Origin of the sequence: Pseudomonas sp. Root329, from assembly GCF_001424925.1 — a bacterium.
GTDB classification, from domain to species: Bacteria; Pseudomonadota; Gammaproteobacteria; order Pseudomonadales; family Pseudomonadaceae; genus Aquipseudomonas; species Aquipseudomonas arabinosi.
The window spans coordinates 187,622-209,628 of sequence record NZ_LMCV01000034.1; the positions used below are offsets into that span (position 1 = coordinate 187,622).

General features: G+C 59.5%; 18 protein-coding genes. 9 read left to right on the forward strand and 9 right to left on the reverse strand.

Annotation, left to right across the window (positions count from 1 at the left end; genetic code table 11):
• Positions 1-35 precede the first annotated feature (35 nt).
• The 7 genes from ASC74_RS22575 to ASC74_RS22605 all read left to right on the forward strand — a co-directional run bounded on the left by ASC74_RS22575 (position 36) and on the right by ASC74_RS22605 (position 5,619).
• Positions 36-1,025, forward strand: a complete 990-nt coding sequence (locus tag ASC74_RS22575; RefSeq protein WP_056744213.1) for an alpha/beta fold hydrolase — start codon at positions 36-38, stop codon at positions 1,023-1,025.
• 121 nt (positions 1,026-1,146) lie between these two features.
• A complete protein-coding gene (rraA, locus tag ASC74_RS22580) occupies positions 1,147-1,638 on the forward strand; it encodes a ribonuclease E activity regulator RraA (RefSeq protein WP_056744215.1) in 492 nt (163 codons plus the stop codon).
• Between the two features lie 26 nt (positions 1,639-1,664).
• A complete protein-coding gene (locus ASC74_RS22585; protein ID WP_056744217.1) occupies positions 1,665-2,660 on the forward strand; it encodes a zinc transporter ZntB in 996 nt (331 codons plus the stop codon).
• Between the two features lie 63 nt (positions 2,661-2,723).
• Complete coding sequence (locus tag ASC74_RS22590) at positions 2,724-2,972, forward strand: hypothetical protein (protein ID WP_008146303.1); 249 nt, start codon at positions 2,724-2,726, stop codon at positions 2,970-2,972.
• A 2-nt stretch (positions 2,973-2,974) separates the two neighbouring features.
• On the forward strand, positions 2,975-3,799 hold the full coding sequence (locus ASC74_RS22595) for a mechanosensitive ion channel family protein (RefSeq protein WP_008027407.1): 825 nt from the start codon (positions 2,975-2,977) through the stop codon (positions 3,797-3,799).
• 87 nt (positions 3,800-3,886) lie between these two features.
• On the forward strand, positions 3,887-4,477 hold the full coding sequence (sigX, locus tag ASC74_RS22600; protein WP_008146300.1) for an RNA polymerase sigma factor SigX: 591 nt from the start codon (positions 3,887-3,889) through the stop codon (positions 4,475-4,477).
• Positions 4,478-4,584: 107 nt separating this feature from the next.
• Positions 4,585-5,619 carry an OmpA family protein gene (locus tag ASC74_RS22605; RefSeq protein ID WP_056744219.1) on the forward strand — a complete coding sequence of 345 codons (1,035 nt, stop codon included), beginning with the start codon at positions 4,585-4,587 and terminating at the stop codon, positions 5,617-5,619.
• An 85-nt stretch (positions 5,620-5,704) separates the two neighbouring features.
• Here the strand turns inward: ASC74_RS22605 and cobA are convergent, their stop codons facing one another.
• The 8 genes from cobA to ASC74_RS22645 form a co-directional block, all read right to left on the reverse strand.
• Positions 5,705-6,469 (reverse strand): uroporphyrinogen-III C-methyltransferase, encoded by a 765-nt coding sequence (gene cobA, locus ASC74_RS22610; protein ID WP_056744221.1) that lies wholly within the window; start codon positions 6,467-6,469, stop codon positions 5,705-5,707.
• Between the two features lie 10 nt (positions 6,470-6,479).
• Positions 6,480-9,194: a nitrate reductase gene (locus ASC74_RS22615; RefSeq protein ID WP_056744224.1), complete on the reverse strand. Its 2,715-nt coding sequence runs from the start codon at positions 9,192-9,194 to the stop codon at positions 6,480-6,482.
• The gene (nirD, locus tag ASC74_RS22620) at positions 9,194-9,511 is read right to left on the reverse strand and encodes a nitrite reductase small subunit NirD (RefSeq protein ID WP_008146292.1); all 318 of its coding nucleotides are present in this window, start codon (positions 9,509-9,511) and stop codon (positions 9,194-9,196) included. The genes ASC74_RS22615 and nirD overlap by 1 nt, the downstream gene beginning before the upstream one ends.
• Entirely contained in the window at positions 9,508-11,961 is a 2,454-nt protein-coding gene (gene nirB, locus ASC74_RS22625) for a nitrite reductase large subunit NirB (RefSeq protein WP_046047896.1), read from the reverse strand. The genes nirD and nirB overlap by 4 nt, the downstream gene beginning before the upstream one ends.
• Positions 11,962-12,363: 402 nt before the next feature.
• Positions 12,364-14,034 carry a bifunctional protein-serine/threonine kinase/phosphatase gene (locus ASC74_RS22630; RefSeq protein ID WP_046053159.1) on the reverse strand — a complete coding sequence of 557 codons (1,671 nt, stop codon included), beginning with the start codon at positions 14,032-14,034 and terminating at the stop codon, positions 12,364-12,366.
• A gap of 7 nt (positions 14,035-14,041) precedes the next feature.
• Complete coding sequence (locus ASC74_RS22635) at positions 14,042-15,253, reverse strand: nitrate/nitrite transporter (RefSeq protein ID WP_046047894.1); 1,212 nt, start codon at positions 15,251-15,253, stop codon at positions 14,042-14,044.
• 330 nt (positions 15,254-15,583) lie between these two features.
• Positions 15,584-16,159 carry an ANTAR domain-containing response regulator gene (locus tag ASC74_RS22640; RefSeq protein ID WP_008146285.1) on the reverse strand — a complete coding sequence of 192 codons (576 nt, stop codon included), beginning with the start codon at positions 16,157-16,159 and terminating at the stop codon, positions 15,584-15,586.
• 15 nt (positions 16,160-16,174) lie between these two features.
• Positions 16,175-17,386: a CmpA/NrtA family ABC transporter substrate-binding protein gene (locus tag ASC74_RS22645; RefSeq protein ID WP_056744226.1), complete on the reverse strand. Its 1,212-nt coding sequence runs from the start codon at positions 17,384-17,386 to the stop codon at positions 16,175-16,177.
• Between the two features lie 229 nt (positions 17,387-17,615).
• Between ASC74_RS22645 and ASC74_RS22650 the strand changes: the two genes are divergently transcribed.
• On the forward strand, positions 17,616-18,635 hold the full coding sequence (locus tag ASC74_RS22650; RefSeq protein WP_033055681.1) for a quinone-dependent dihydroorotate dehydrogenase: 1,020 nt from the start codon (positions 17,616-17,618) through the stop codon (positions 18,633-18,635).
• A 284-nt stretch (positions 18,636-18,919) separates the two neighbouring features.
• Here ASC74_RS22650 and rmf read toward each other — a convergent pair whose 3' ends face one another.
• A complete protein-coding gene (gene rmf, locus ASC74_RS31330) occupies positions 18,920-19,135 on the reverse strand; it encodes a ribosome modulation factor (protein WP_003223300.1) in 216 nt (71 codons plus the stop codon).
• A 531-nt stretch (positions 19,136-19,666) separates the two neighbouring features.
• Here rmf and rlmKL point away from each other — a divergent pair.
• On the forward strand, positions 19,667-21,937 hold the full coding sequence (gene rlmKL, locus ASC74_RS22655) for a bifunctional 23S rRNA (guanine(2069)-N(7))-methyltransferase RlmK/23S rRNA (guanine(2445)-N(2))-methyltransferase RlmL (protein WP_056744229.1): 2,271 nt from the start codon (positions 19,667-19,669) through the stop codon (positions 21,935-21,937).
• The last annotated feature ends 70 nt before the right edge of the window (positions 21,938-22,007 follow it).

Consider the following 22,007-nt stretch of genomic DNA (forward strand, 5'->3'; position numbering starts at 1 on the left):
CCTCTGGAAGCCGCCCTTTTTTGTGCAAGAGCATTATGCAAAGCAGCAGCAACCTATTTCCTGTCGCTCTGATCAGCGCCGAGCGGCGCGGCGATCTGAGCGAAGACGTCTATCGTCTGAAACCCGGCAACAGCCCTGACGGCACCGTCGAACTGGCTGTGACGCGCCTGGGCATGGCGGATGGCTCAGACGCGCGTGGCGTTCCGGTTATTTTGCTTCACGGCAGCTTTTCCAATCGCCGGTTCTGGTTCTCCCCAAAGGGGCTTGGACTGGGCGCCTATCTGACGCGTCTGGGATTCGATGTATGGATTCCCGAAATGCGTGGACATGGCCTGTCCCAGCGTAACCAGAACTACCGCAAGAACCGCGTTGCCGACTACGCCCGTTACGATTTGCCGGCCATTGGCGCGTTCGTGCGCGAGCAGAGCGGCCAGATCCCGCACTGGATCGGCCACTCGCTGGGCGGGATTACCCTGGCGGCGGCGCTGGGTGGTGAGTACATCGGCGAACCGGTGGTGGCTTCCGCGGCGTTTTTCGGTACGCAAATCAGTCGCACCTACTGGCCGTTGAAGATTCCGCCGGTGGAGTGGAGCGGGCGCTTCATTCTCAAACGCTTTGCCCAGTTGTCCGGTTCACGGCTCAAGCGCGGCCCGGAGGACGAGCCCATTGGCCTGGCCCTGGAAAGCATGCGCTGGCATGGCCTGTTCGGGCGCTTCGGCGATGCCGACAAGGATTGGTGGGCCGGATTGGCCGACGTTCAGTTACCGGTATTGGCCGTGAGTGCCGCAGGTGACCATCAGGACCCGACCTGGGCTTGTCGCAAGCTGTTCGATCAAGTGGGTTCCGAGCATAAGCAATTCATCAGCCTGGGTCGCGATCAGGGCTTTGGCGATAATTTCGGTCATGTGGAGATGCTCGTCAGCAAAGCCGCCCAGACTGAAGTCTGGCCGCTGGTGGCGCGCTGGTTGGCAGATCAGCAAACGCCATTGCTGGGTGAAAAACCGGATCTGGCCGCGGCGGTCTGAGCCTGATGCTCTAACAAGGGCATTTCGCTCTGTTCGGCTAGCGGCTAAGATATGACGCATTGAGCTGTTCTGGTCACGTTTCGACACCCTCGATTGTCTTCCTCTTTACAGGAGTTTCTCGATGAATCATTACCTCACGCCTGACCTGTGCGACGCCTATCCGGAGCTGGTGCAGGTGCTGGAACCGATGTTCAACAATTTCGGTGGCCGTGATTCTTTCGGCGGCGAAATCGTGACCATCAAATGCTTCGAAGACAACTCGCGGGTCAAGGAACAAGCCGAACTCAAGGGTAATGGCAAGGTGCTGGTGGTCGACGGTGGCGGTTCCCTGCGTCGTGCGCTGCTGGGCGACATGATCGCCGAGAAGGCCGCGAAAAACGGTTGGGAAGGGCTGGTAATCTACGGTTGCATTCGTGACGTCGACGTCATCGCGCAAACCGACCTGGGGGTTCAGGCCCTGGCCAGCCACCCGATGAAAACCGACAGACGCGGTGTTGGCGATCTCAACGTAGCCGTGACCTTTGCTGGCGTGACGTTCCATCCAGGCCATTACATCTACGCGGACAATAACGGCGTGATCATCTCGCCAAGCCCGCTGAAAATGCCTGAATAAAGCGCTACACCAACAAAGGGGTGAGGATGTTCGAGGAAGAAAACGCGCAGTGGGGGCTGGTGCATGCCCTGGTGCTGGACGGTAAAGGCGGTGCGCGTTCGATAGCCCGGACTGAACTCGATGCCTTGCAGCTGCAGGCCCATGAAAGCCTGTGGCTGCACTGGGATCGCAGTCACCCGCAAACCCAGACCTGGTTGCGAAAATCCAGCGGTCTGAGCGAATTCAGCTGTGATCTTTTACTTGAAGAAAATACCCGACCGCGTCTTTTACAGCTTTCGGACAGCGAACTGCTGCTATTTTTGCGTGGGGTCAACCTGAACCCGGGCGCCGAGCCGGAAGACATGGTCTCGGTGCGGATTTTTGCGTCGGCCCAGCGGGTTATTTCTCTGCGTTTGCGTCCGTTGCGCGCCACCGATGATTTGCTGGTGCAACTCGCCGAAGGCAAAGGACCGAAAACGGCGTCAGAACTCATCCTTTATATGGCGCAATACCTCACCAACAAGGTGCAGGATCTGGTCAGTTGCCTCTCGGAAGTGGTCGATGAGGAAGAAGAAAAGCTGGATGCCGACGAACGGTATACACCCGAGCATGGAGCCATTTTGCAGATCCGTCGCAGGGCCGCTGCGCTGAAACGTTTTCTTGCGCCGCAGCGGGAAATATTCGGGCAGCTGACACGGATAAAACTGCCTTGGTTCGTCGAAGACGACGGTGATTACTGGAACGAATTGAACAACAGCCTGACTCGTTATCTCGAGGAGCTGGAATTGACCCGGGAGCGGGTGGGGTTGGTCCTCGAGGCCGAAGATAGACGTTTGAGCGTGCGCATGAACCGCACGATGTACCGTTTCGGAATCATCACCGGGATCTTTTTGCCGATGAGTTTTCTGACGGGTCTTTTAGGTATCAATGTCGGCGGGATTCCGTTCTCTGCAAGCCCCTATGGCTTCCTGATCGCGTGTCTGATTATGGTCTCGGTCGCGCTGGGGCAGTGGTGGTTATTCCGACGTTTGCGCTGGGTCTGAGGGTGAGCCATGTGACCCGAGCAAATTTGATCGCGTCTTTCACAGACATCACGAGAGGTGCGTATGCACGATCCGTTTGAACAGTCTTTGCGTGACATGCTCAAGGCATCACCGTCCACCCGGGACGACGATGCGTGCCTTGGGCGTGTACTGAAAACCGCCAACCGCCAGGTCGGCGCCGGTGATCTGTTCAGCCTGCTGGGCCGCTGGTTGCCCGCGCTGATGATTGCCTTGAATAACGGATCGGCCCATGTCGCTCCGGTTTCCCGTCACCGTAAACCTACCGTTCGCACTGCTGATAAGGCTGATTGAATATGGAACTTGATCTCTGGACTCAGAGCCTTGTCACTGCAATGACTGCGTTATGGACCAAGGTTGCAAATTTCATCCCGAACCTGTTCGGCGCACTGGTTGTGTTGCTGTTAGGTTTCGTCGTTGCGAAACTTTTGGACACTTTGTTGTCCAAGTTGCTCGCCAAGCTGGGGCTCGATCGCCTGATGGGCGGTACCGGTCTGACAAAATTGCTGTCCCGGGCCGGCCTTCAAGTGCCGATATCTACCTTGATTGGCAAGATTGTCTATTGGTTCGTTCTGCTGATTTTTCTGGTTTCTGCCGCAGAATCCCTTGGACTTGAGCGAGTTTCGGCTACGCTCGATATGCTTGCGCTGTATTTGCCGAAAGTATTCGGCGCCGCGCTGGTGTTGCTGGTGGGTGTATTGCTCGCACAATTGGCCAATGGGCTGGTGCGGGGTGCGGCAGAGGGCGTAGGACTGGATTACGCTGCGGGCCTGGGGAGAATTGCCCAGGGCCTGGTGATTATCATCAGTATTTCGGTCGCAATCAGCCAGTTGGAGGTCAAGACTGACCTGCTCAACCACGTGATTGTGATTGTATTGATTACCGTTGGTCTGGCGGTTGCGCTGGCCATGGGGTTGGGAAGCCGGGAAATTGCCGGTCAGATTCTTGCGGGGATCTATGTGCGTGAGTTGTATCAGGTTGGGCAACAAGTACGTGTTGGCGAGGTCGAAGGCCAGATCGAAGAGATCGGCACGGTTAAGACCACATTGCTGACCGATGAGGGTGAGCTAGTCTCTCTCTCCAATCGGATCCTCCTGGAGCAGCATGTGAGTAGCCGCTAACCCGGCAAACCCTGCTAATGTATGCCGCCGCAAAATGCCCTGTAAGGGCTGCGGCGGACATTGACCTGACTGTCGGCCCGACTTGTTTTGAATAAAGCTCAATCGCTGTCCACGCGCTACGACCCCCGCGAGCTCTCTGATGAGGAGTTGGTCGCGCGCTCGCATACCGAGCTGTTTCACGTAACGCGCGCCTATGAAGAACTGATGCGGCGTTACCAGCGAACATTGTTTAACGTCTGCGCACGGTATCTTGGGAACGATCGTGACGCAGACGATGTCTGTCAGGAAGTGATGTTGAAGGTGCTGTATGGCCTGAAGAACTTCGAGGGCAAATCGAAGTTCAAGACATGGCTATATAGCATCACGTACAACGAGTGCATCACGCAGTATCGGAAAGAACGGCGAAAGCGTCGCTTGATGGATGCTTTGAGTCTGGACCCCCTCGAGGAAGCGTCTGAAGAAAAGGCGCCGAAACCTGAGGACAAGGGTGGACTTGATCGCTGGTTAGTGTATGTGAACCCGATTGACCGTGAAATTCTGGTGCTACGATTTGTCGCAGAGCTGGAATTTCAAGAGATCGCGGATATCATGCACATGGGTTTGAGTGCGACAAAAATGCGTTACAAACGTGCTCTAGATAAATTGCGTGAGAAATTTGCAGGCATTGCTGAAACTTAGTTCGGCGCAAATATCTCTTACGTGTAGGCAAGTTCTGATAGACTTGCCGCCGAGTTGTCCCCCGGTTTGCGGGACTGCTTCACAATCACCAGATGGGGATTTAACGGATGAAACTGAAAAACACCTTGGGCTTTGCCATTGGTTCTCTTATTGCCGCTACTTCGTTCGGCGCGCTGGCACAAGGCCAAGGCGCAGTTGAAATCGAAGGCTTCGCCAAGAAAGAACAGTACGACAGCGATCGTGACTTCAAAAACAACGGCAACCTGTTTGGCGCTTCCGTAGGCTACTTCATCACCGACGACGTTGAACTGCGTCTGGCTTACGACGAAGTGCACAACGTGCGTTCCGATGACGGTCGTAACGTTAAGGGCGCTGATACCGCTCTGGACGCTCTGTACCACTTCAACAACCCAGGCGACATGGTTCGTCCATACGTTTCTGCCGGTTTCTCGGACCAGAGCATTGGCCAGAACGGCGGTGGCGGTCGTAACCGTTCCACTTTCGCCAACGTTGGCGGCGGTGCCAAGCTGTACTTCACCGAGAACTTCTACGCCCGTGCTGGCGTTGAAGCTCAATACAACATCGACCAGGGCGACACCGAGTGGGCTCCAAGCGTCGGTATCGGTGTGAACTTCGGTGGCGGCTCCAAGCCTGCTGCTGCTCCAGTTCAAGCACCGGCTGAAGTCTGCTCCGACAGCGACAACGATGGCGTGTGCGACAACGTTGACAAGTGCCCGGACACCCCAGCCAACGTAACTGTTGACGCTGACGGCTGCCCAGCAGTTGCTGAAGTTGTTCGTGTTGAGCTGGACGTGAAATTCGACTTCAACAAGTCGGTAGTCAAGCCTAACAGCTACGGCGACATCAAAAACCTCGCTGACTTCATGAAGCAGTACCCATCGACCACTACTGTTGTTGAAGGTCACACTGACTCCGTCGGTCCTGACGCTTACAACCAGAAACTGTCCGAGCGTCGTGCAAACGCCGTTAAGCAAGTTCTGACCAACCAGTACGGTGTTCAGTCGTCCCGCGTTCAGTCTGTTGGCTACGGCGAGTCCCGTCCAGTTGCTGACAACGCCACTGACGCTGGCCGCGCTGTAAACCGTCGCGTAGAAGCGAAGGTTGAAGCTAACGCTAAGTAATTAGCGCGCAGCTCTGAAAAGCCCGGCTTAGGCCGGGCTTTTCTTTGTCTGCGATTTGATGAAGGCAGGGTTGAAGCGGGGAGAGTCAGGCTGACCGATTGACCGCATTCGCGGGAAAATCAGATACCGACAGAGATACTTCTGCACGGGCCGCGACAGCTCCGATGACCAGGATGGCCGGGCTTTTTAACTCAAAGGCGTAGGCATCTTCTTCCATCGCCGTCAGGTCGCTCCGACATTCCCGTTGGTGTGGCAGGGAAGCGTTTTCGATCATTGCCACCGGTGTATCCGCCGCCATTCCTCCGGCGAGCAACTGCTCACGTATCTCGCTCAGTTTTGCGACACCCATATACACCACCAGCGTCGTGCCACCTTGGGCCAGGGCTTGCCAGTTCAGACTGCTGCCATCCTGAGTGTGGGCGGTGACTAGTGTCACGCCGCGAGCAACGCCCCGCAGGGTCAACGGAATATCGCATTGCGTTGCGCCGGCAAGCCCGGCGGTGATGCCGTTGACCAGTTCCACTTCGACCCCATGTTCACGCAGCCACTGCGCCTCTTCACCGCCCCGGCCAAAAATGCACGGATCACCGCCCTTGAGGCGCACCACGCATTTTCCGTGGCGGGCATAACGCAGCATCAGGCGATGAATGAATGCCTGAGGTGTGGAGCGACAGCCGCCGCGCTTGCCCACGGGAATGATCCGCGCCCGCGGGCAATGCTCCAGCACCGCGTCGTTGACCAAGTCATCGATCAGCACCACATCCGCTTCGCTCAACGCCCGCACGGCCTTGAGGGTCAACAATTCCGGATCGCCAGGACCCGCACCCACCAGCCAGACTTTTGCGCTCATAGTGTTTTCCTCACGAGGTGACGGCGACCGGCTGCGCAGTGGCGGCCAGCAAACGCTTGATTTCCGGGACGCAGGAACCGCATTGCGTGCCGCAGCCCAATTCTTGTTTCAAGCCCTGCAGGTCCAGGCCGCGGCTAATGCCGGCGCAGACCGCGCTTTGGCTGACGTTTTTGCAGTTGCACAGGGTTTTGTTCCCGACGTTCGGCGTATTGGCGTTGCCCGGTGGGGCGCTCAGCGGTGCCAGCAGCCAGCGCCGCAGTTGTTCGTCGGCGCGACCTTCCAGCCACAGGCTTTGCAGCCAGTGTTGGGCAAGGGTTTCACCGGCCAGGCGAATGGCAGTGATCCGGCCGTTCTCGATCCGTACCCGTTTGCCGATGGAGCGCCGTGGGTCGTCGTAGGCCAAAACCGGGCCATCGTTGAGTCCCAGGCATTGATCGATATCACGCAGCAATTGCGGATCTGGCGCGACGGTGCTGGCAGCGCGTATCAGCAGCGCGGGGCGTTCGCGACCAGCCAGGCTGAGGCTAACGTAGGAAAACGCCTCGCAGAGCGGTCGTAGCGTCTCAAAATGCTGTTGAACATCGCCTTCGATCAGGGCGAATAGCTGCCATGGGAGACTTACAGGTTCGAGGCGCACGCCGCTGTGTTTGAGTTCTGGCTGTTTCGACAACGGGTCGAAGGCGGGAAGAGTGAGGGTATTTACGCCACCCTTGAGAAAGCGGTCACCCCAATGCATCGGCAGAAAGGCCTGACCGGGTCGTACGCTGTCGTCGCCTCCAACGGAGACAATCACCGCGCCACGGCGACTTTTCAGACTGACCAGGTCGCCCGATTGCAGCCGATGCCGGCGCAGTTCATCCGGGTGCAAACTCAACACGGCTTCGCTGACGTGGCCGAATAGCTGCGCGGCGGTGCCGGTGCGGCTCATGCCATGCCATTGATCCCGCAGGCGGCCGGTGATCAGGGTCAGCGGGAAACGCGCGTCGCGTTGTTCCTTGGCGGCGCGGTACGGGTCGGCGACGAATTGCGCACGTCCACTGGCCGTCGGGAAAATTCCGTCCAGGTACAGCCGGGCCGTGCCTTCGCTGGCGCCAGTGGGGAAGGGCCATTGCTGCGGGCCGAGGCGGTCGATCAGTGCATGACTGATGCCGGACAAGTCCAAATCACGCCCGCGGGTCAATTGCTTGTATTCGTCGAAGACCTGCGCCGGGTTTTCAAAAGCAAACAGGCTGGTTTGCCCGGGACGCAGATATTTTTCCAGACGCTGTGCGAAATCCACCGTGATCGCCCAGTCCGAGCGGGTTTCACCGGGTGCGACGATCGCTCGGCGAACGTGGGAAATGCGCCGTTCGGAGTTGGTCACCGTGCCGTCCTTTTCGCCCCAACTGGCTGCGGGCAGCAACAGGTCAGCGAAGGCTGCGGTTTCGGTGGTGCGAAAGGCCTCCTGCAGCACCACGAACGGGCAGGCTTGCAGTGCCGCGCGCACGGCGGTTTGATCCGGCATTGATTGCGCAGGGTTGGTGCAGGCGATCCACAGCGCCTTGATTTTTCCGCTGCGCACCTGCTCAAACAACTCGATAGCGGTGAGCCCGGTGTTTGCAGGCAGTTGATCCACGCCCCAATACGCCGCCACTTCCGCGCGATGTTCGGCATTGGCGGCCTCGCGATGGCCTGGCAGCAGGTTCGACAAGCTGCCGGTTTCGCGGCCGCCCATGGCATTCGGCTGACCGGTCAGGGAGAAAGGTCCTGCACCGGGGCGGCCGATTTGCCCGGTGGCCAGGTGCAGGTTGATCAACGCGCTGTTCTTCGCGCTGCCGGCGGTGGACTGGTTCAAGCCCATGCACCACAGCGACAGGAAGCTCGGTGAAGTGCCAACCCATTCGGCGCATTGCTGCAGTTGCTCGACGCTGATCCCGCAGAGCTGCGAAACCATCTGCGGCGTGTAATCGCGCACCAGGTTTTTCAGTTCGGCCAAGCCTTCGGTGTGGGCCTTGATGAAGTCGCGGTCGACCCAGTCTTCCCACAGCAGCAGGTGCAAAATCCCATGGAACAAGGCGACATCGGTGCCCGGCAGAATGGCCAAATGCAGGTCAGCCAGATCGCAGGTGTCGGTACGACGCGGGTCGATGACGATGACTTTCATCTGCGGTCGGCGGGATTTCGCTTCCTCCAGGCGACGGAAAAGTATCGGGTGGGCGTAGGCCATGTTGCTGCCGACGATCATCACGCAGTCGCTCAATTCCAGGTCTTCGTAGCTGCACGGCGGTGCGTCGGCGCCCAGGCTGCGCTTGTAGCCGACCACTGCCGAAGACATGCACAGGCGCGAATTGCTGTCGATGTTGTTGGTGCCCACCAGCGCTCGCGCCAGTTTGTTGAAGGCGTAGTAATCCTCGGTCAGTAATTGCCCGGAAATGTAGAACGCCACGCTGTCCGGGCCGTGTTCGGCGATAGTCTCGGCAAAAACGCTGGCGGCGTGATCGAGAGCGGTGTCCCAGTCGGTGCGGCTGCGGGCCAGGCCTTTGCCCAGGCGCAGTTCGGGATACAACGCTCGGGCCGCGAGGTCGCCGGTCAGGTGCAAGGTAGAGCCTTTACTGCACAGTTTGCCGAAGTTGGCCGGGTGGGCCGGATCGCCGCTGACGCCGAGAATGCGCTCGCCGTCATGCTCGATCAGCACGCCGCAGCCGACCCCGCAATAGCAGCAGGTGGAAGCGGTGATCTGGTTCATCAGCTTGCTTCCCGCAGGGCCAGCAACACCCGGCCATTCTCGACCCGTGCTGAATGGTGGTGAGCGCAACCGATGTCCGGGGCCTGGGCTTCGCCGGTTTCCAGGTCGATCTGCCAGTTATGCAGCGGGCAGGCGACCCGTTTGCCGTAGATCAAACCTTGGGACAGTGGCCCGCCCTTGTGCGGGCAGCGGTCATCGAGTGCGAAAACCTCATCGTCGCTGGTACGAAAAATCGCGATGTCGCCCTTCGGGCCGGCGATGATCCGCGAGCCCAGGGCATTGATTTCTTCCAGTGCGCAGATATCCAGCCAGTTCATGCCGACACCTCCAGGTTCTTCACTGCGATGACGTCGAATTCTTTCTTCAGCTGCGGTTGTTCCAGGCGTTCCTTCCACGGGTCCTGCTCGAACGACAAGGAGAATTGCAGGCGATCGTTGAGCGCCTTGCGCCGCTCCGGGTCTTCCAGCACGGCTTTCTTGATGTGTTCCATGCCGACCCGTTGCAGGTAATGCACGGTACGTTCGAGGTAGAAAGCTTCTTCGCGATAGAGCTGCAGGAACGCGCCGTTGTATTCGCGCACTTCCTCGGCGGTCTTGAGCTTGACGAAGAATTCCGCGACTTCGGTTTTGATCCCACCGTTGCCGCCGATGTACATTTCCCAGCCCGAATCCACACCGATAATTCCGACGTCCTTGATGCCCGCTTCCGAACAGTTGCGTGGGCAACCGGAGACGGCCAGTTTCACTTTGTGCGGCGACCACATGTTGAACAGGTCGTGCTCAAGCTCGATGCCCAGTTGCGTGGAGTTCTGGGTACCGAAGCGGCAGAACTCACTGCCGACGCAAGTCTTCACGGTACGGATGGATTTGCCGTAGGCGTGGCCGGACGGCATGTCGAGATCCTTCCAGACGCCTGGCAAGTCCTGCTTCTTGATCCCCAGCAAATCGATACGCTGGCCTCCGGTCACCTTGACCATTGGCACGTTGTATTTGTCGGCCACGTCGGCAATGCGCCGCAGTTCCGAAGGATTGGTCACACCGCCCCACATCCGAGGGACTACAGAGTAAGTGCCGTCCTTCTGAATGTTGGCGTGGGCCCGTTCGTTGATCAGGCGCGATTGCGGATCGTCCTTGGCTTCGCCCGGCCAAGTGGAAATCAGGTAGTAGTTGAGCGCCGGGCGGCACGTGGCGCAGCCGTTCGGCGTGCGCCAGTTCAAATAGCTCAGGGTGCCGGCGATGGTCAGCAGATGCTGCTCGCGGATGGCCTGGCGGATTTGCCCGTGATTCAAGTCGCTGCAGCCGCAAATGGCTTTTTCGCTTTTCGGTTTAACGTCCGCCGCGCCGCCCACGGTGTTGATCAGGATCTGTTCCACCAACCCGGCGCAGGAGCCGCAGGAGCTGGCAGCCTTGGTGTGTTTCTTGACGTCGTCGACGCTGAACAACCCGTGCTCCTGAATCGCCTTGACGATGGTGCCTTTGCACACGCCATTGCAGCCGCAGACTTCGGCAGTGTCAGCCATGCTCATGGCTTTGTCCTGGCCTTGATGTCCTACATCGCCTAGAGCGTTTTCGCCGAACATCAGGTGATCGCGGATCTCGTCGATGGCGTGGTTCTCACGAATCTGCCGGAAATACCAGCCACCGTCTGCCGTATCGCCGTACAGACAGGCCCCGACCAGCACGTCATCCTTGATCACCAGTTTTTTGTAGACCCCGCCGATAGGGTCGGAGAGGGTGATGGTTTCGGTGCCTTCGCCGCCCATGAAGTCGCCGGCGGAGAACAGGTCGATGCCGGTGACTTTCAATTTGGTCGACGTCACCGAGCCTTTGTAGGTGGCGAAGCCCAATTGAGCGAGGTGGTTGGCGCAGACCTTGGCCTGTTCGAACAGTGGCGCCACCAGGCCGTAAGCGATGCCGCGGTGACTGGCGCATTCGCCGATGGCGTAGATGCGTGGGTCGTAGGTTTGCAGGGTGTCGTTGACCAGAATCCCGCGGTTGCAGGGGATGCCGGATTTTTCCGCGAGTTCGGTGTTGGGGCGAATGCCGGCGGCCATCACCACCAGGTCGGCGGGGATGATGTCGCCGTTCTTGAACTCAACCGAGCCGACCCGGCCATTGCCGGCGTCATGCAGCGCCTGGGTTTGCTCGCAAAGACGAAAGTGCAGGCCGCGGGCTTCCAGGGCGGTTTGCAGCAATTGGCCGCTGGTTTTGTCCAGTTGCCGTTCCAGCAGCCATTCACCGATGTGCACCACGGTGACGTGCATGCCGCGCAGCATCAGGCCGTTGGCGGCTTCCAGGCCGAGCAGGCCGCCACCGATCACCACGGCGTGTTTGTGGGTTTTCGCGGTGTCGATCATTGCCTGGGTGTCGGCGATGTCACGGTAGCCGATCACGCCGTCCAAGGTGTTGCCGGGGATCGGCAGGATGAACGGCGTCGAGCCGGTGGCGATCAGCAGACGATCGTATTCGGCCTCGCTGCCGTCTTCGGCGATAACCCGGCGTTTGACCCGGTCGATCTCCACCACTTTGCGGTTGAGCAGCAGCTTGATGTTGTTGTCCAGGTACCAGTCCAGATCGTTCAGCACGATCTCTTCGAAGGTTTGTTCGCCGGCCAGCACCGGTGACAGCAGGATGCGGTTGTAGTTGGTATGGGGTTCGGCGCCGAAGACCGTGATGTCGTACAGCTCATTGCTCAGCTTGAGCAGTTCTTCCAGGGTACGAACCCCGGCCATGCCGTTGCCGATCATCACCAGTTTTAGTTTTTTCATCAGGTTCTCCGGGGAGCTCGGACCCGCCTCATCAGGGCTTTCAGGTCTTGCTCGACAAAATTTGCGCAAACAAAAAAAGGCGTCCCGCTAGTTGCCTAGCGAGGACGCCTTTGTCCTGGTCCCGTTCTCTCGGGAAGCGCATCCTTCGTCGTTGAAGGCTGGGCTTTATGTAAGTTGAAAGATGTAATGCAGTGGTTGTGCCAAGTCGCAAAAATGCGGGATTTATGGGCTCTTGGCAGGGGAGGAGGGTATTTCCGTGCACCGGTTCAATGCGCGATGCCCGGTTTTGAAGCAGAAAAGTCAAAAGATCGCAGCCTGCGTCAGCTCCTACAGGAGATCGTGGGCACCCGTAGGAGTTGCCGCAGGCTGCGATCTTTTGATCTTTTGGGGGCAGTGAAAAACTCAGCCATGAAACAGTAAAAACAGCAGCACCAGGTTCACCAGCAACGACACCAGCGCCAAGGTCCGCCAGACCTTCAACGGTTCGCGCTCCAGCAGCGGTCTGGGCCGCACGCTCAAACTGCGTCGCTCTCCCTGTTCCAACAGCAGCAACCATTCTTCCGCCGTTTCAAAGCGCTGACCCGGATCCGCCGCCACGGCGCGCTCCAGACTTTGCGCAATCCATTCCGGCAGGTCGGGTCGATAGCGACTGGCGCTGACAGAAACCCCGAACCGTGGGCGCTGGAAGGCTTCGATTTCGCCGTAGGGATAATGCCCGGTGAGCAGGAAATACAAGGTCACGCCGACGGCATACAAATCCTGTTGCGGTGTCGGTGCTTCCCCGCGAAAGGCTTCCGGCGCGATATAGCTGGGCGTTCCGGGCAGGGCAGAAGGCTGGTCTTCGGACAGTCCGGGGCAGTAGGCGAGACCGAAGTCCAGCAGGCGTAATTCGCCGTCGTCCCCCAGCAGCAGGTTCTCCGGTTTGATGTCGCGATGGAGAATCTGTCGTCGATGCAATATGCCAACGGCGCGCAGCAGGCGTTCGGCCAGATCCAGCCATTGGGGCAGAGGCAGCGGTCCGACATCTGCGTGCAGTTCCGCCAAGGTAGATCCGGAATATTCCCGCATCACGTAGTACAAATGCTGACGCTGACTGGCGGCATGGACTTCAGGGAAGTGTCGCCCGGCCACGCGCTTGAGAAACCATTCTTCCGACAGCAACGCCTGCCCTGCGAGGTGATCGTCGCGCAGCGCACCGGGCAAGGTTTTCAGCAGCCAGGGTTGTTGTTGCCCATCGCGTACCCGATAGAGCAACGACTGCTGGCTCTGACCGAGTATCCCTTCGACCTGCCAACCTTCGAAAGTCTGGCCTGGTTTCAAGGCTGGCGGCAGTGGCCATTGCTGCAAATGAATCAACGCATCGCCGATGCTCGTTTCACCGAGGGCATCGACTCGCACCAGCAAGGCGCTGGCGTTGTCCTGGCTGCCGGCCAGATGCGCCGCGTTGACCAAGGTCTGCGCAGCGCTGTTGAGATCCGGTTGATCGCGCAGAATTGCCGCAATCGCGGTGTCGCCCAGCACGGCCCAAATGCCATCGCTGAGCAATACGAAACTTTCGTTCAGTCGCAGTTCGCCATCGAGAAAATCCAGCACCAAATGCTGATCGAGCCCCAGTGCTCGCTTGAGCACATGCTGCATGCCCGGCTGGTCCCAGACGTGATCCTCGCTGACCCGCTGCAAAGTGTCGGCGTGCCAGCGATAAACCCGGCAATCGCCGACATGGGCCAAGGTAAAACGCCTACCGCGCATGACCAAAGCACTGACAGTGGTGAGCAATGGTTGCCCACCGCCATTGGCCTGCAACCAGCGATTTTGTGCCAGCAGCAGGCGATCCAATGCCTGCGCGACGCCCCAGGTTTCCGGCGTGGCGTAGTAATCCAGCGCCAGAGCCTGCAACGTCGAGCGGGCGGCGAGACCACCGTCGGCGCACTGGCTGACGCCATCGGCGATGGCGAACAGGTAACCCTTGCTCGCCGCCAGCGCCGGGGCCGGAGTCACCAGGCGCAGGGCGTCCTGATTCTCCTCGCGAGGGCCGATGGCGCTCGCTTCGGCAAAACTCAGTTGCAGGCTCATTGAGGCTTCAGACCCGAGCAGCGGTCACGGCTGCCGAACCCCAAGTGGTTCTCCAGCGACGTTTCACGCCGTGCAGACCGAACCAGGCCAGAACGCCAAGGCTGGCGAACAACCACAAGGCCAATTGATAGCTGCCGGTGCTTTGCTTGATCGCGCCCATGCCCGCTGCCAGTGCAAAACCACCAATACCGCCGGCCATGCCGATCAAACCGGTCATCACACCGATCTCGCGACGAAAACGCTGCGGCACCAATTGGAAAACAGCGCCGTTACCGGCACCCAAGCCGAGCATGGTGCAGACGAATAGTGCCAGTGCCGCGTAGGAACTCGGCAGATTGAAACCCACCGCTGCGATGCAGACCGCCGCCACCGTGTACATCCCCAAAAGGGTGCGAATGCCACCGAAGCGGTCGGCCAGCGCGCCGCCCAACGGACGCATCAAGCTGCCACCGAACACGCAGGCTGCGGTGTAGTAACCAGCGGTCACCGGGCTGAGGCCATATTGGTCGTTGAAATAGCCGGGCAGGGCGCTGGCCAGGCCGATGAAGCCGCCGAAGGTCACGCTGTAGAAAAACATGAACCACCAGCTGTCGCGGTCGCCCAAGGCCTTGAAGTAGTCGGACACGGACTTGGCTTTTGGCCGCTCAGGCGCGTTTTTGGCCAGCCAGGCGAAGACGATAATGGTCAGAATCAGCGGGATCAGGGCGAAGCCGAACACGTTGCTCCAGCCAAATGCGGCCGCCAGCACCGGGGCGATCAGTGCGGCGAGCACGGTGCCCGAGTTACCGGCACCGGCGATGCCCATGGCTTTGCCTTGGTGCTGTGGTGGATACCATTGCGAGGCCAGCGGCAGGGCGACGGCGAAGGACGCGCCGGCCATGCCGAGGAACAGGCCCAGCACCAGCGCTTGTTCGTAACTGTGAATGCCGAGTTTCCAGGCGCCAAACAGGGCGCAGATGACGATTACCTGGCCAATTAGCCCGGCGGTTTTCGGTGACAGGCGATCAGCCAGCAAGCCCATTACAAAGCGCAATACCGCCCCGGCCAGAATCGGCGTGGCCACCACCAGCCCGCGCTGCTGGGTGGTCAGGTGCAGGTCGGCGGCGATTTGCACTGCCAGTGGGCCGAGCAGGTACCAGACCATGAAACTCAGGTCGAAATAGAGGAAGGCCGCGAACAATGTCGGGGTATGGCCAGATTTCCAGAAGCTTGAATTCATCGCGCACCTCAGCTGTTAGGAGTCTCGAGAAGGAGTCATGAGCTTGCAGGTGGGGCGCCGCATCGGCCGCACCACCGGCCCCGGTCTGTGGGGCCAAAACAAAAAAACGCCGCCACCGGATTCGCCAAAGGGCAAATGAGGTGAGCGACGTCTTTGTCGTAGGTGGGGCAACCGCCGTTGGTTACCTGTAGTGATTACTTTGCGAGATCTGTGCCAACAGGGGAAACCGAGTTGCGGTCATTCGCGAGCAAGCCCGCTCCCACAGTTGATCGCGGTCTAATGTGGGAGCGGGCTTGCTCGCGAAGGCGATAGGGTATTCACCGCAGGGCTTTAGCCGAGCAGCTCACTCATGGCAATGATCTGCTCGGCCACCTGAATCAGCTTCTGCTGGCGGCTCATGGCCTGGCGGCGCATCAGGGTGTAGGCCTCTTCCTCGTTGCAGTCCTTCATTTTCATCAGCAGCCCTTTGGCCAGCTCGATGCGCTTGCGCTCGGCCAGTTGCTGGTCACGCGCGTTGAGTTGGGCGCGCAAGGCCTGGTCGCTTTCAAAACGCGCCATGGCCACATCGAGAATTGGCTGCAAGCGTTGTGCGTGGATGCCTTCGACGATGTAGGCACTGACGCCGGACTTGATCGCCTGACGCATCACATCGGGGTCATGTTCGTCAGTAAACATCACGATCGGCCGCGGTTGATCGCGGCTCACCAGCACCACTTGTTCCATCACATCGCGGCTCGGTGACTCGGTATCGATCAAAATCACGTCCGGACGCACCGTTTCGACGCGCGCGGGCAGGTCGATGGTCAGGCCCGACTCGTCGATCACCTCGAATCCGGCTTCGGTCAAGGCCGCTTTCAGGCGACCGACTTTCTTCGCGGTGTCGTTGATCAGCAGGATACGCAACATATTCGCAGTCTCCTGTCAGCGGCTGGCGAGAAGGGGCGAGCTGTCGCTCATGGCGTGCAGTTTGAAACTGCGGGCATAGCCGGCGGGGTCCTGGCCATCCCAGACCTTGCCGTCGATCAACTGGCTGCTGCGCATTGGCTGATCACTCGCGGCCACACCGACAGCGGTGGCGGCCTCTCGATACAAGTCTAGTTGCTGGACCTGACGGGCCACGCCGAGGTAGTCCGGGTCGTCGCGCAACAAACCCCAACGGCGGAATTGGGTCATGAACCACATGCCATCGGACAGATACGGCAAGTTGACCTCGCCACCACCATGGAAACGCAGCGCGTGCGGGTCTTGCCAGCGATTACCCAGGCCATCGGCGTAGTCACCGAGCAATCGCGGTTCGATGCAGTCGAGTGGCGCGTCGAGGTATTCGGGTGCGCTCAACAGCTTCGCGGTGCTACGGCGATTTTCGGTACTTTCCTCGATGAAGCGGCTGGCCTCCAGAATCGCCATCACCAGCGCCCGTGCGGTGTTGGGGTATTGCTCGACAAAGGCGCGGGTGCAGCCGAGGACTTTTTCCGGGTGATCGGGCCAGATGGTCTGCGTGGTGGCCATCGTGAACCCCAAGTTTTGCTGCACCGCACTGGCGGACCATGGCTCGCCGACGCAGAAGCCATCGATGCGCCCGGCTTGCAGGTGCGCAACCATTTGTGGCGGCGGCACGACCACGCTGTCGACGTCCTGCAACGGGTGGATGCCCTGACTCGCGAGCCAGTAATACAGCCACATGGCGTGGGTGCCCGTAGGAAATGTCTGGGCGAAGGTGAGTTTTGGGCGACTTTGGTGCACGTGTCGGTCCAGTGCTTCAGGACTGGTCACACCTAAAGTCTGTAAGCCATGGGAAAGGTTGATGCTCTGGCCATTCTGATTCAGGCCCATGAGCACCGCCATGTCGGTCGACGCGACACCGCCGATGCCCAAATGCACGGCGTAGATCAAACCGTACAGGCTGTGCGCGGCGTCGAGTTCGCCACTGACCAGTTTGTCCCGCAGGTTGGCCCAGGACGACTGGCGCTTGAGGTTCAGGGTCAGGCCATAAGGTTGGGCAAAGCCCTGCGTGGCCGCGACCACCACGGAGGCGCAGTCACTCAGGGCCATGAAGCCGAGGTTGATTTCGGTCTTTTCCGGGGCATCGCTGCCGTTGACCCAGGCCAGTGGGTTGGCTGGAACTTCAATCATCAGTAAACACCTTCCATAAAAAAGCGCCGTACCGGGCTGCTTGCCAGGGCAAGGCCAAGTGACGACGCCTTTGTCTTTCGACTCATCCCGCCGTTGGCATGAGTGCTGATGTCAGTGACGGTGCAAGGCATATGCCATCGCTCGCTGATTTTGTCGCGCGCCTCGCCTGCAACCCCGATGCCCGGCTATAATCGCCGCCACTTTTCGTAGCCCAGAGTCAAACCCGCCCATGTACACCCTGGCCCGTCAGCTGTTGTTCAAACTTTCCCCGGAAACCTCCCACGATCTGTCCCTGGACCTGATCGGCGCGGGCGGGCGTTTGGGTCTCAACGGCTTGCTGTGCAAGGCACCGGCGAAAATGCCGGTGACCGTTATGGGCCTCGACTTCCCGAACCCGGTGGGTCTGGCGGCCGGTCTGGACAAGAACGGCGCGGCCATCGACGGTTTTGCGCAATTGGGTTTTGGTTTTGTCGAAATCGGCACCATCACTCCGCGTCCGCAGCCGGGCAACCCGAAGCCACGTATTTTCCGTCTGCCGGATGCCGAGGCGATCATCAACCGCATGGGGTTCAACAACCTTGGCGTCGATCACCTGCTGGCCCGAGTGGCGGCGGCCAAGTTCAAGGGCGTGCTGGGCATCAATATCGGCAAAAACTTCGATACCCCGGTTGAGCGGGCGGTCGACGACTACCTGATCTGCCTGGACAAGGTCTATGCCCACGCCAGCTACGTGACGGTCAACGTCAGCTCGCCGAATACCCCGGGCCTGCGCAGCCTGCAATTCGGCGATTCGCTGAAGCAATTGTTGGCCGACCTGGCCACGCGCCGCGCAGAACTGGCGCTGCGCCACGGCAAACATGTACCCCTGGCGATCAAGATTGCGCCGGACATGACCGACGAAGAAACCGCTCAGGTCGCGCAAGCGCTGATCGAAACCGGGATGGACGCGGTGATCGCCACCAACACCACCCTGAGCCGCGTCGGTGTAGAAGGCATGGAACATGGTGACGAGGCGGGCGGTTTGTCCGGTGCACCGGTTCGCGACAAAAGCACCCACACCGTGAAGGTGCTGGCGGCCGAGTTGGCCGGTCGCTTGCCGATCATCGCCGTGGGCGGTATCACCGAAGGCAAGCACGCGGCTGAGAAAATCGCCGCGGGTGCCAGCCTGGTGCAGCTCTATTCCGGCTTCATCTATAAAGGCCCGGCGCTGATTCGTGAATCTGTAGATGCCATCGCCGCCTTACGCTGACTTGTAGCAGCTGCCGAGCACCGCGAGGCTGCGTTCGGCTGCGAAGCAGTCGTAGAATCAGACACCGCGGTCTTACAGGTACACCGTGCTTTCAGGTTTCACGACGGCTCTGCCGCCGAACGCAGCCTCGCGGGCTCGGCAGCTGCTACAGGGGAATGTGTGGGGAGCAGGTATAAAAAAGGGCTCCTCGAAGGAGCCCCTGGGCCGAAGCCCGCCGCCCGGATGGGGCGTGCGTGGTAAGTCGTTACGTAATCAGATTGTCGTGTCGGAGTGTGTGCCCTGTGTTAGCCGACGGCGTGAAGTTCGTTGAGTCTATGGATTCCCGCAGTGCCGGTCATACCGTCCCAGTTGTCGCCGCGTCCTTCTCGCCAGCCGTTAATCCAGGCTTGGCGTACCGACGGTAGAGTAAATGGGCAAAGCTCACGGGATTTGCCACCAACGCCATATTGATATCCGCGCAAAAATGCTCTTTCCAACGGATCACGCTTAAGTCTTCTCATAGGGTGTTGCCCTCACTTGTTGACTGTATTTATCGCGTCGACCTCAATCGAGGTCTGGCAGAAAAACTCCTGCCGTTGGGGGCTCGCTGCCGGCGTCGCGAGCCAAGGTGTTGACGTCATTGCGGCGTCAACCTGTATTGAGTTCTAACCAATGCGTCACATCGAGGGAATGATCGTTTTGTCATAAGGACGTAACGATAAAGATGGTATGGCGATAAGTAACACGATGTTGTCCCGTGTTTATTGGCAAAACCCCGGTATGATCAGCCCCGCGCTGCATGATGGGGTTAATCCTTTAGTGAGAATGCCTCCTGTTGAGCAGGGGGACTATTCGACGAAGGGTCGACTTATGACATTTTGTTGCATCAACTTTTTTATCTGTCTTTGCATCTAAGCTCTTTTAACCCGAGCTTGCAGGGGTGGGACGGCACACCTTCGTGCCACGCGGGCGCTCTTTTAGAAACGCGCCTGATTGAAAACCGAGCCGGCAATGCGTTGCCGGTTCACTTAGCTAAAGGCTCTGGAATTACCATGTCCGATCGTTTCGAACTCTTCCTCACTTGCCCCAAAGGCCTTGAAGGCCTGCTCATCGAGGAAGCCATCGGGCTTGGCCTTGAGGAAGCGCGTGAGCACACCTCTGCCGTGCGCGGCATGGCCACCATGGAAACCGCTTATCGCCTGTGCCTGTGGTCGCGTCTGGCGAACCGGGTGCTGTTGGTGCTCAAGCGTTTTCCGATGAAGGATGCCGAAGACCTTTATCACGGCGTGCTGGATATCGAGTGGCAAGACCACATGCTCAACGATGGCACCCTGGCCGTTGAGTTCAGCGGTCACGGCTCGGGCATCGACAACACCCACTTCGGCGCCTTGAAGGTCAAGGACGCCATCGTCGACAAACTGCGCACGCCGCAGGGCGATCGTCCGTCCATCGACAAACTCAACCCGGACCTGCGCATTCACCTGCGCCTGGACCGTGGCGAAGCGATTCTGTCCCTCGACCTCTCCGGCCACAGCCTGCACCAGCGCGGCTATCGCTTGCAGCAGGGCGCGGCGCCGCTGAAGGAAAACCTCGCGGCAGCGATCCTGATCCGTTCCGGCTGGCCACGCATTGCGGCCGACGGCGGCGCGCTGGCTGACCCGATGTGCGGTGTCGGTACGTTCCTCGTCGAAGCCGCGATGATCGCCGCCGATATGGCGCCGAACCTGCGTCGCGAGCAGTGGGGTTTCACGGCCTGGCTCGGTCACGTCCCGGCGCTGTGGAAAAAGCTTCACGAAGAAGCCACTGAGCGTTGCGCGGCCGGTCTGGCCAAGCCACCGCTGTGGATTCGCGGTTACGAAGCCGATCCGCGCCTGATTCAACCGGGCCGCAACAACGTTGAACGTGCCGGCCTGAGCGAGTGGATCAAGATCTACCAGGGCGAAGTCGGGACGTTCGAGCCACGTCCGGACCAGAACCAGAAAGGCCTGGTGATCTGCAACCCACCGTACGGCGAACGTCTGGGTGACGAGGCGAGCTTGCTCTATCTCTACCAGAACCTCGGCGAACGTCTGCGTCAGGCTTGCTTGAACTGGGAAGCCGCGGTATTCACTGGCGCCCCGGACCTGGGCAAGCGCATGGGCATCCGCAGCCACAAACAGTATTCGTTCTGGAACGGCGCGTTGCCGTGCAAATTGCTGCTGATCAAAGTCACGCCGGACCAGTTCGTCACCGGCGAACGTCGCACCCCGGAACAGCGTCAGGTCGAGCGTGAACAAGCCGAAGTCGAAGTCGCAGACAACGACGTAGCACCCGGCAAGTACGAGAAGTACAACAAGAATGGCAACCCGATCAAACCGGCACCGGTGGTGATCGAGCAGCCGCGCTTGAGCGAAGGCGGGCAGATGTTTGCCAACCGTCTGCAAAAGAACCTCAAGGCCCTCGGCAAGTGGGTCAAGCGTGAAGGTATCGACTGCTACCGCGTCTACGATGCCGACATGCCGGAATATTCCATGGCCATCGACCTGTATCAGGATTGGGTCCACGTCCAGGAATACGCCGCGCCGAAATCCATCGATCCGGAAAAAGCCTCGGCGCGCATGTTCGATGCCCTGGCCGCCATTCCGCAGGCCCTGAACATCGACAAGAGCCGCGTGGTGGTCAAGCGTCGCGAGCGTCAGAGCGGCACCAAGCAGTACGAACGCCAAGCGGCACAGGGCAAGTTCGTCGAGGTCAACGAAGGTGGCGTGAAGCTGCTGGTCAACCTCACGGATTACCTCGACACCGGGCTGTTCCTCGATCACCGGCCGATGCGCATGCGGATCCAGAAAGAGGCGGCCGGCAAGCGCTTCCTCAACCTGTATAGCTACACCGCAACCGCCAGTGTTCACGCAGCCAAGGGCGGCGCGCGCAGCACCACCAGCGTCGACCTGTCGAAAACCTATCTGGACTGGGCGCGTCGCAACCTGTCGCTGAACGGTTTCTCCGAGAAGAACCGTTTGGAGCAGGGCGACGTGATGGCCTGGCTCGACGTCTGCCGCGACGAATACGACCTGATCTTCATCGATCCGCCGACGTTCTCCAACTCCAAGCGCATGGAAGGGATCTTCGACGTGCAGCGTGACCAGGTGCAATTGATTGACCTGGCCATGGCGCGTCTGGCCCCGGGCGGCGTGTTGTACTTCTCCAACAACTTCCGCAAGTTCCAGCTCGAGGAAAACCTTGCCGAGCGTTATGCGGTCGAGGAAATCACTGCCCAGACCATCGATCCGGATTTCGCCCGTAATGGCAAAATCCACCGTGCCTGGAAAATCACGGCTCGCTGACACTTGAACGGATTGGATCCACAGAGCCTTGATTTTTAAAGGCTCTTGGCTTCTTTCTGTGCTGGTCAAA

Bases quoted from the DNA above. Each gene is read 5' to 3' on its own strand.
- ASC74_RS22575 (WP_056744213.1), top strand. From the start codon at position 36: ATGCAAAGCAGCAGCAACCTATTTCCTGTCGCTCTGATCAGCGCCGAG.
- rraA (WP_056744215.1), top strand. From the start codon at position 1,147: ATGAATCATTACCTCACGCCTGACCTGTGCGACGCCTATCCGGAGCTG.
- ASC74_RS22585 (WP_056744217.1), top strand. From the start codon at position 1,665: ATGTTCGAGGAAGAAAACGCGCAGTGGGGGCTGGTGCATGCCCTGGTG.
- ASC74_RS22590 (WP_008146303.1), top strand. From the start codon at position 2,724: ATGCACGATCCGTTTGAACAGTCTTTGCGTGACATGCTCAAGGCATCA.
- ASC74_RS22595 (WP_008027407.1), top strand. From the start codon at position 2,975: ATGGAACTTGATCTCTGGACTCAGAGCCTTGTCACTGCAATGACTGCG.
- ASC74_RS22605 (WP_056744219.1), top strand. From the start codon at position 4,585: ATGAAACTGAAAAACACCTTGGGCTTTGCCATTGGTTCTCTTATTGCC.
- cobA (WP_056744221.1), bottom strand. From the start codon at position 6,469: ATGAGCGCAAAAGTCTGGCTGGTGGGTGCGGGTCCTGGCGATCCGGAA.
- ASC74_RS22615 (WP_056744224.1), bottom strand. From the start codon at position 9,194: ATGAACCAGATCACCGCTTCCACCTGCTGCTATTGCGGGGTCGGCTGC.
- nirD (WP_008146292.1), bottom strand. From the start codon at position 9,511: ATGAACTGGCTGGATATCTGCGCACTGGAAGAAATCAATGCCCTGGGC.
- nirB (WP_046047896.1), bottom strand. From the start codon at position 11,961: ATGAAAAAACTAAAACTGGTGATGATCGGCAACGGCATGGCCGGGGTT.
- ASC74_RS22630 (WP_046053159.1), bottom strand. From the start codon at position 14,034: ATGAGCCTGCAACTGAGTTTTGCCGAAGCGAGCGCCATCGGCCCTCGC.
- ASC74_RS22635 (WP_046047894.1), bottom strand. From the start codon at position 15,253: ATGAATTCAAGCTTCTGGAAATCTGGCCATACCCCGACATTGTTCGCG.
- ASC74_RS22640 (WP_008146285.1), bottom strand. From the start codon at position 16,159: ATGTTGCGTATCCTGCTGATCAACGACACCGCGAAGAAAGTCGGTCGC.
- ASC74_RS22645 (WP_056744226.1), bottom strand. From the start codon at position 17,386: ATGATTGAAGTTCCAGCCAACCCACTGGCCTGGGTCAACGGCAGCGAT.
- ASC74_RS22650 (WP_033055681.1), top strand. From the start codon at position 17,616: ATGTACACCCTGGCCCGTCAGCTGTTGTTCAAACTTTCCCCGGAAACC.
- rmf (WP_003223300.1), bottom strand. From the start codon at position 19,135: ATGAGAAGACTTAAGCGTGATCCGTTGGAAAGAGCATTTTTGCGCGGA.
- rlmKL (WP_056744229.1), top strand. From the start codon at position 19,667: ATGTCCGATCGTTTCGAACTCTTCCTCACTTGCCCCAAAGGCCTTGAA.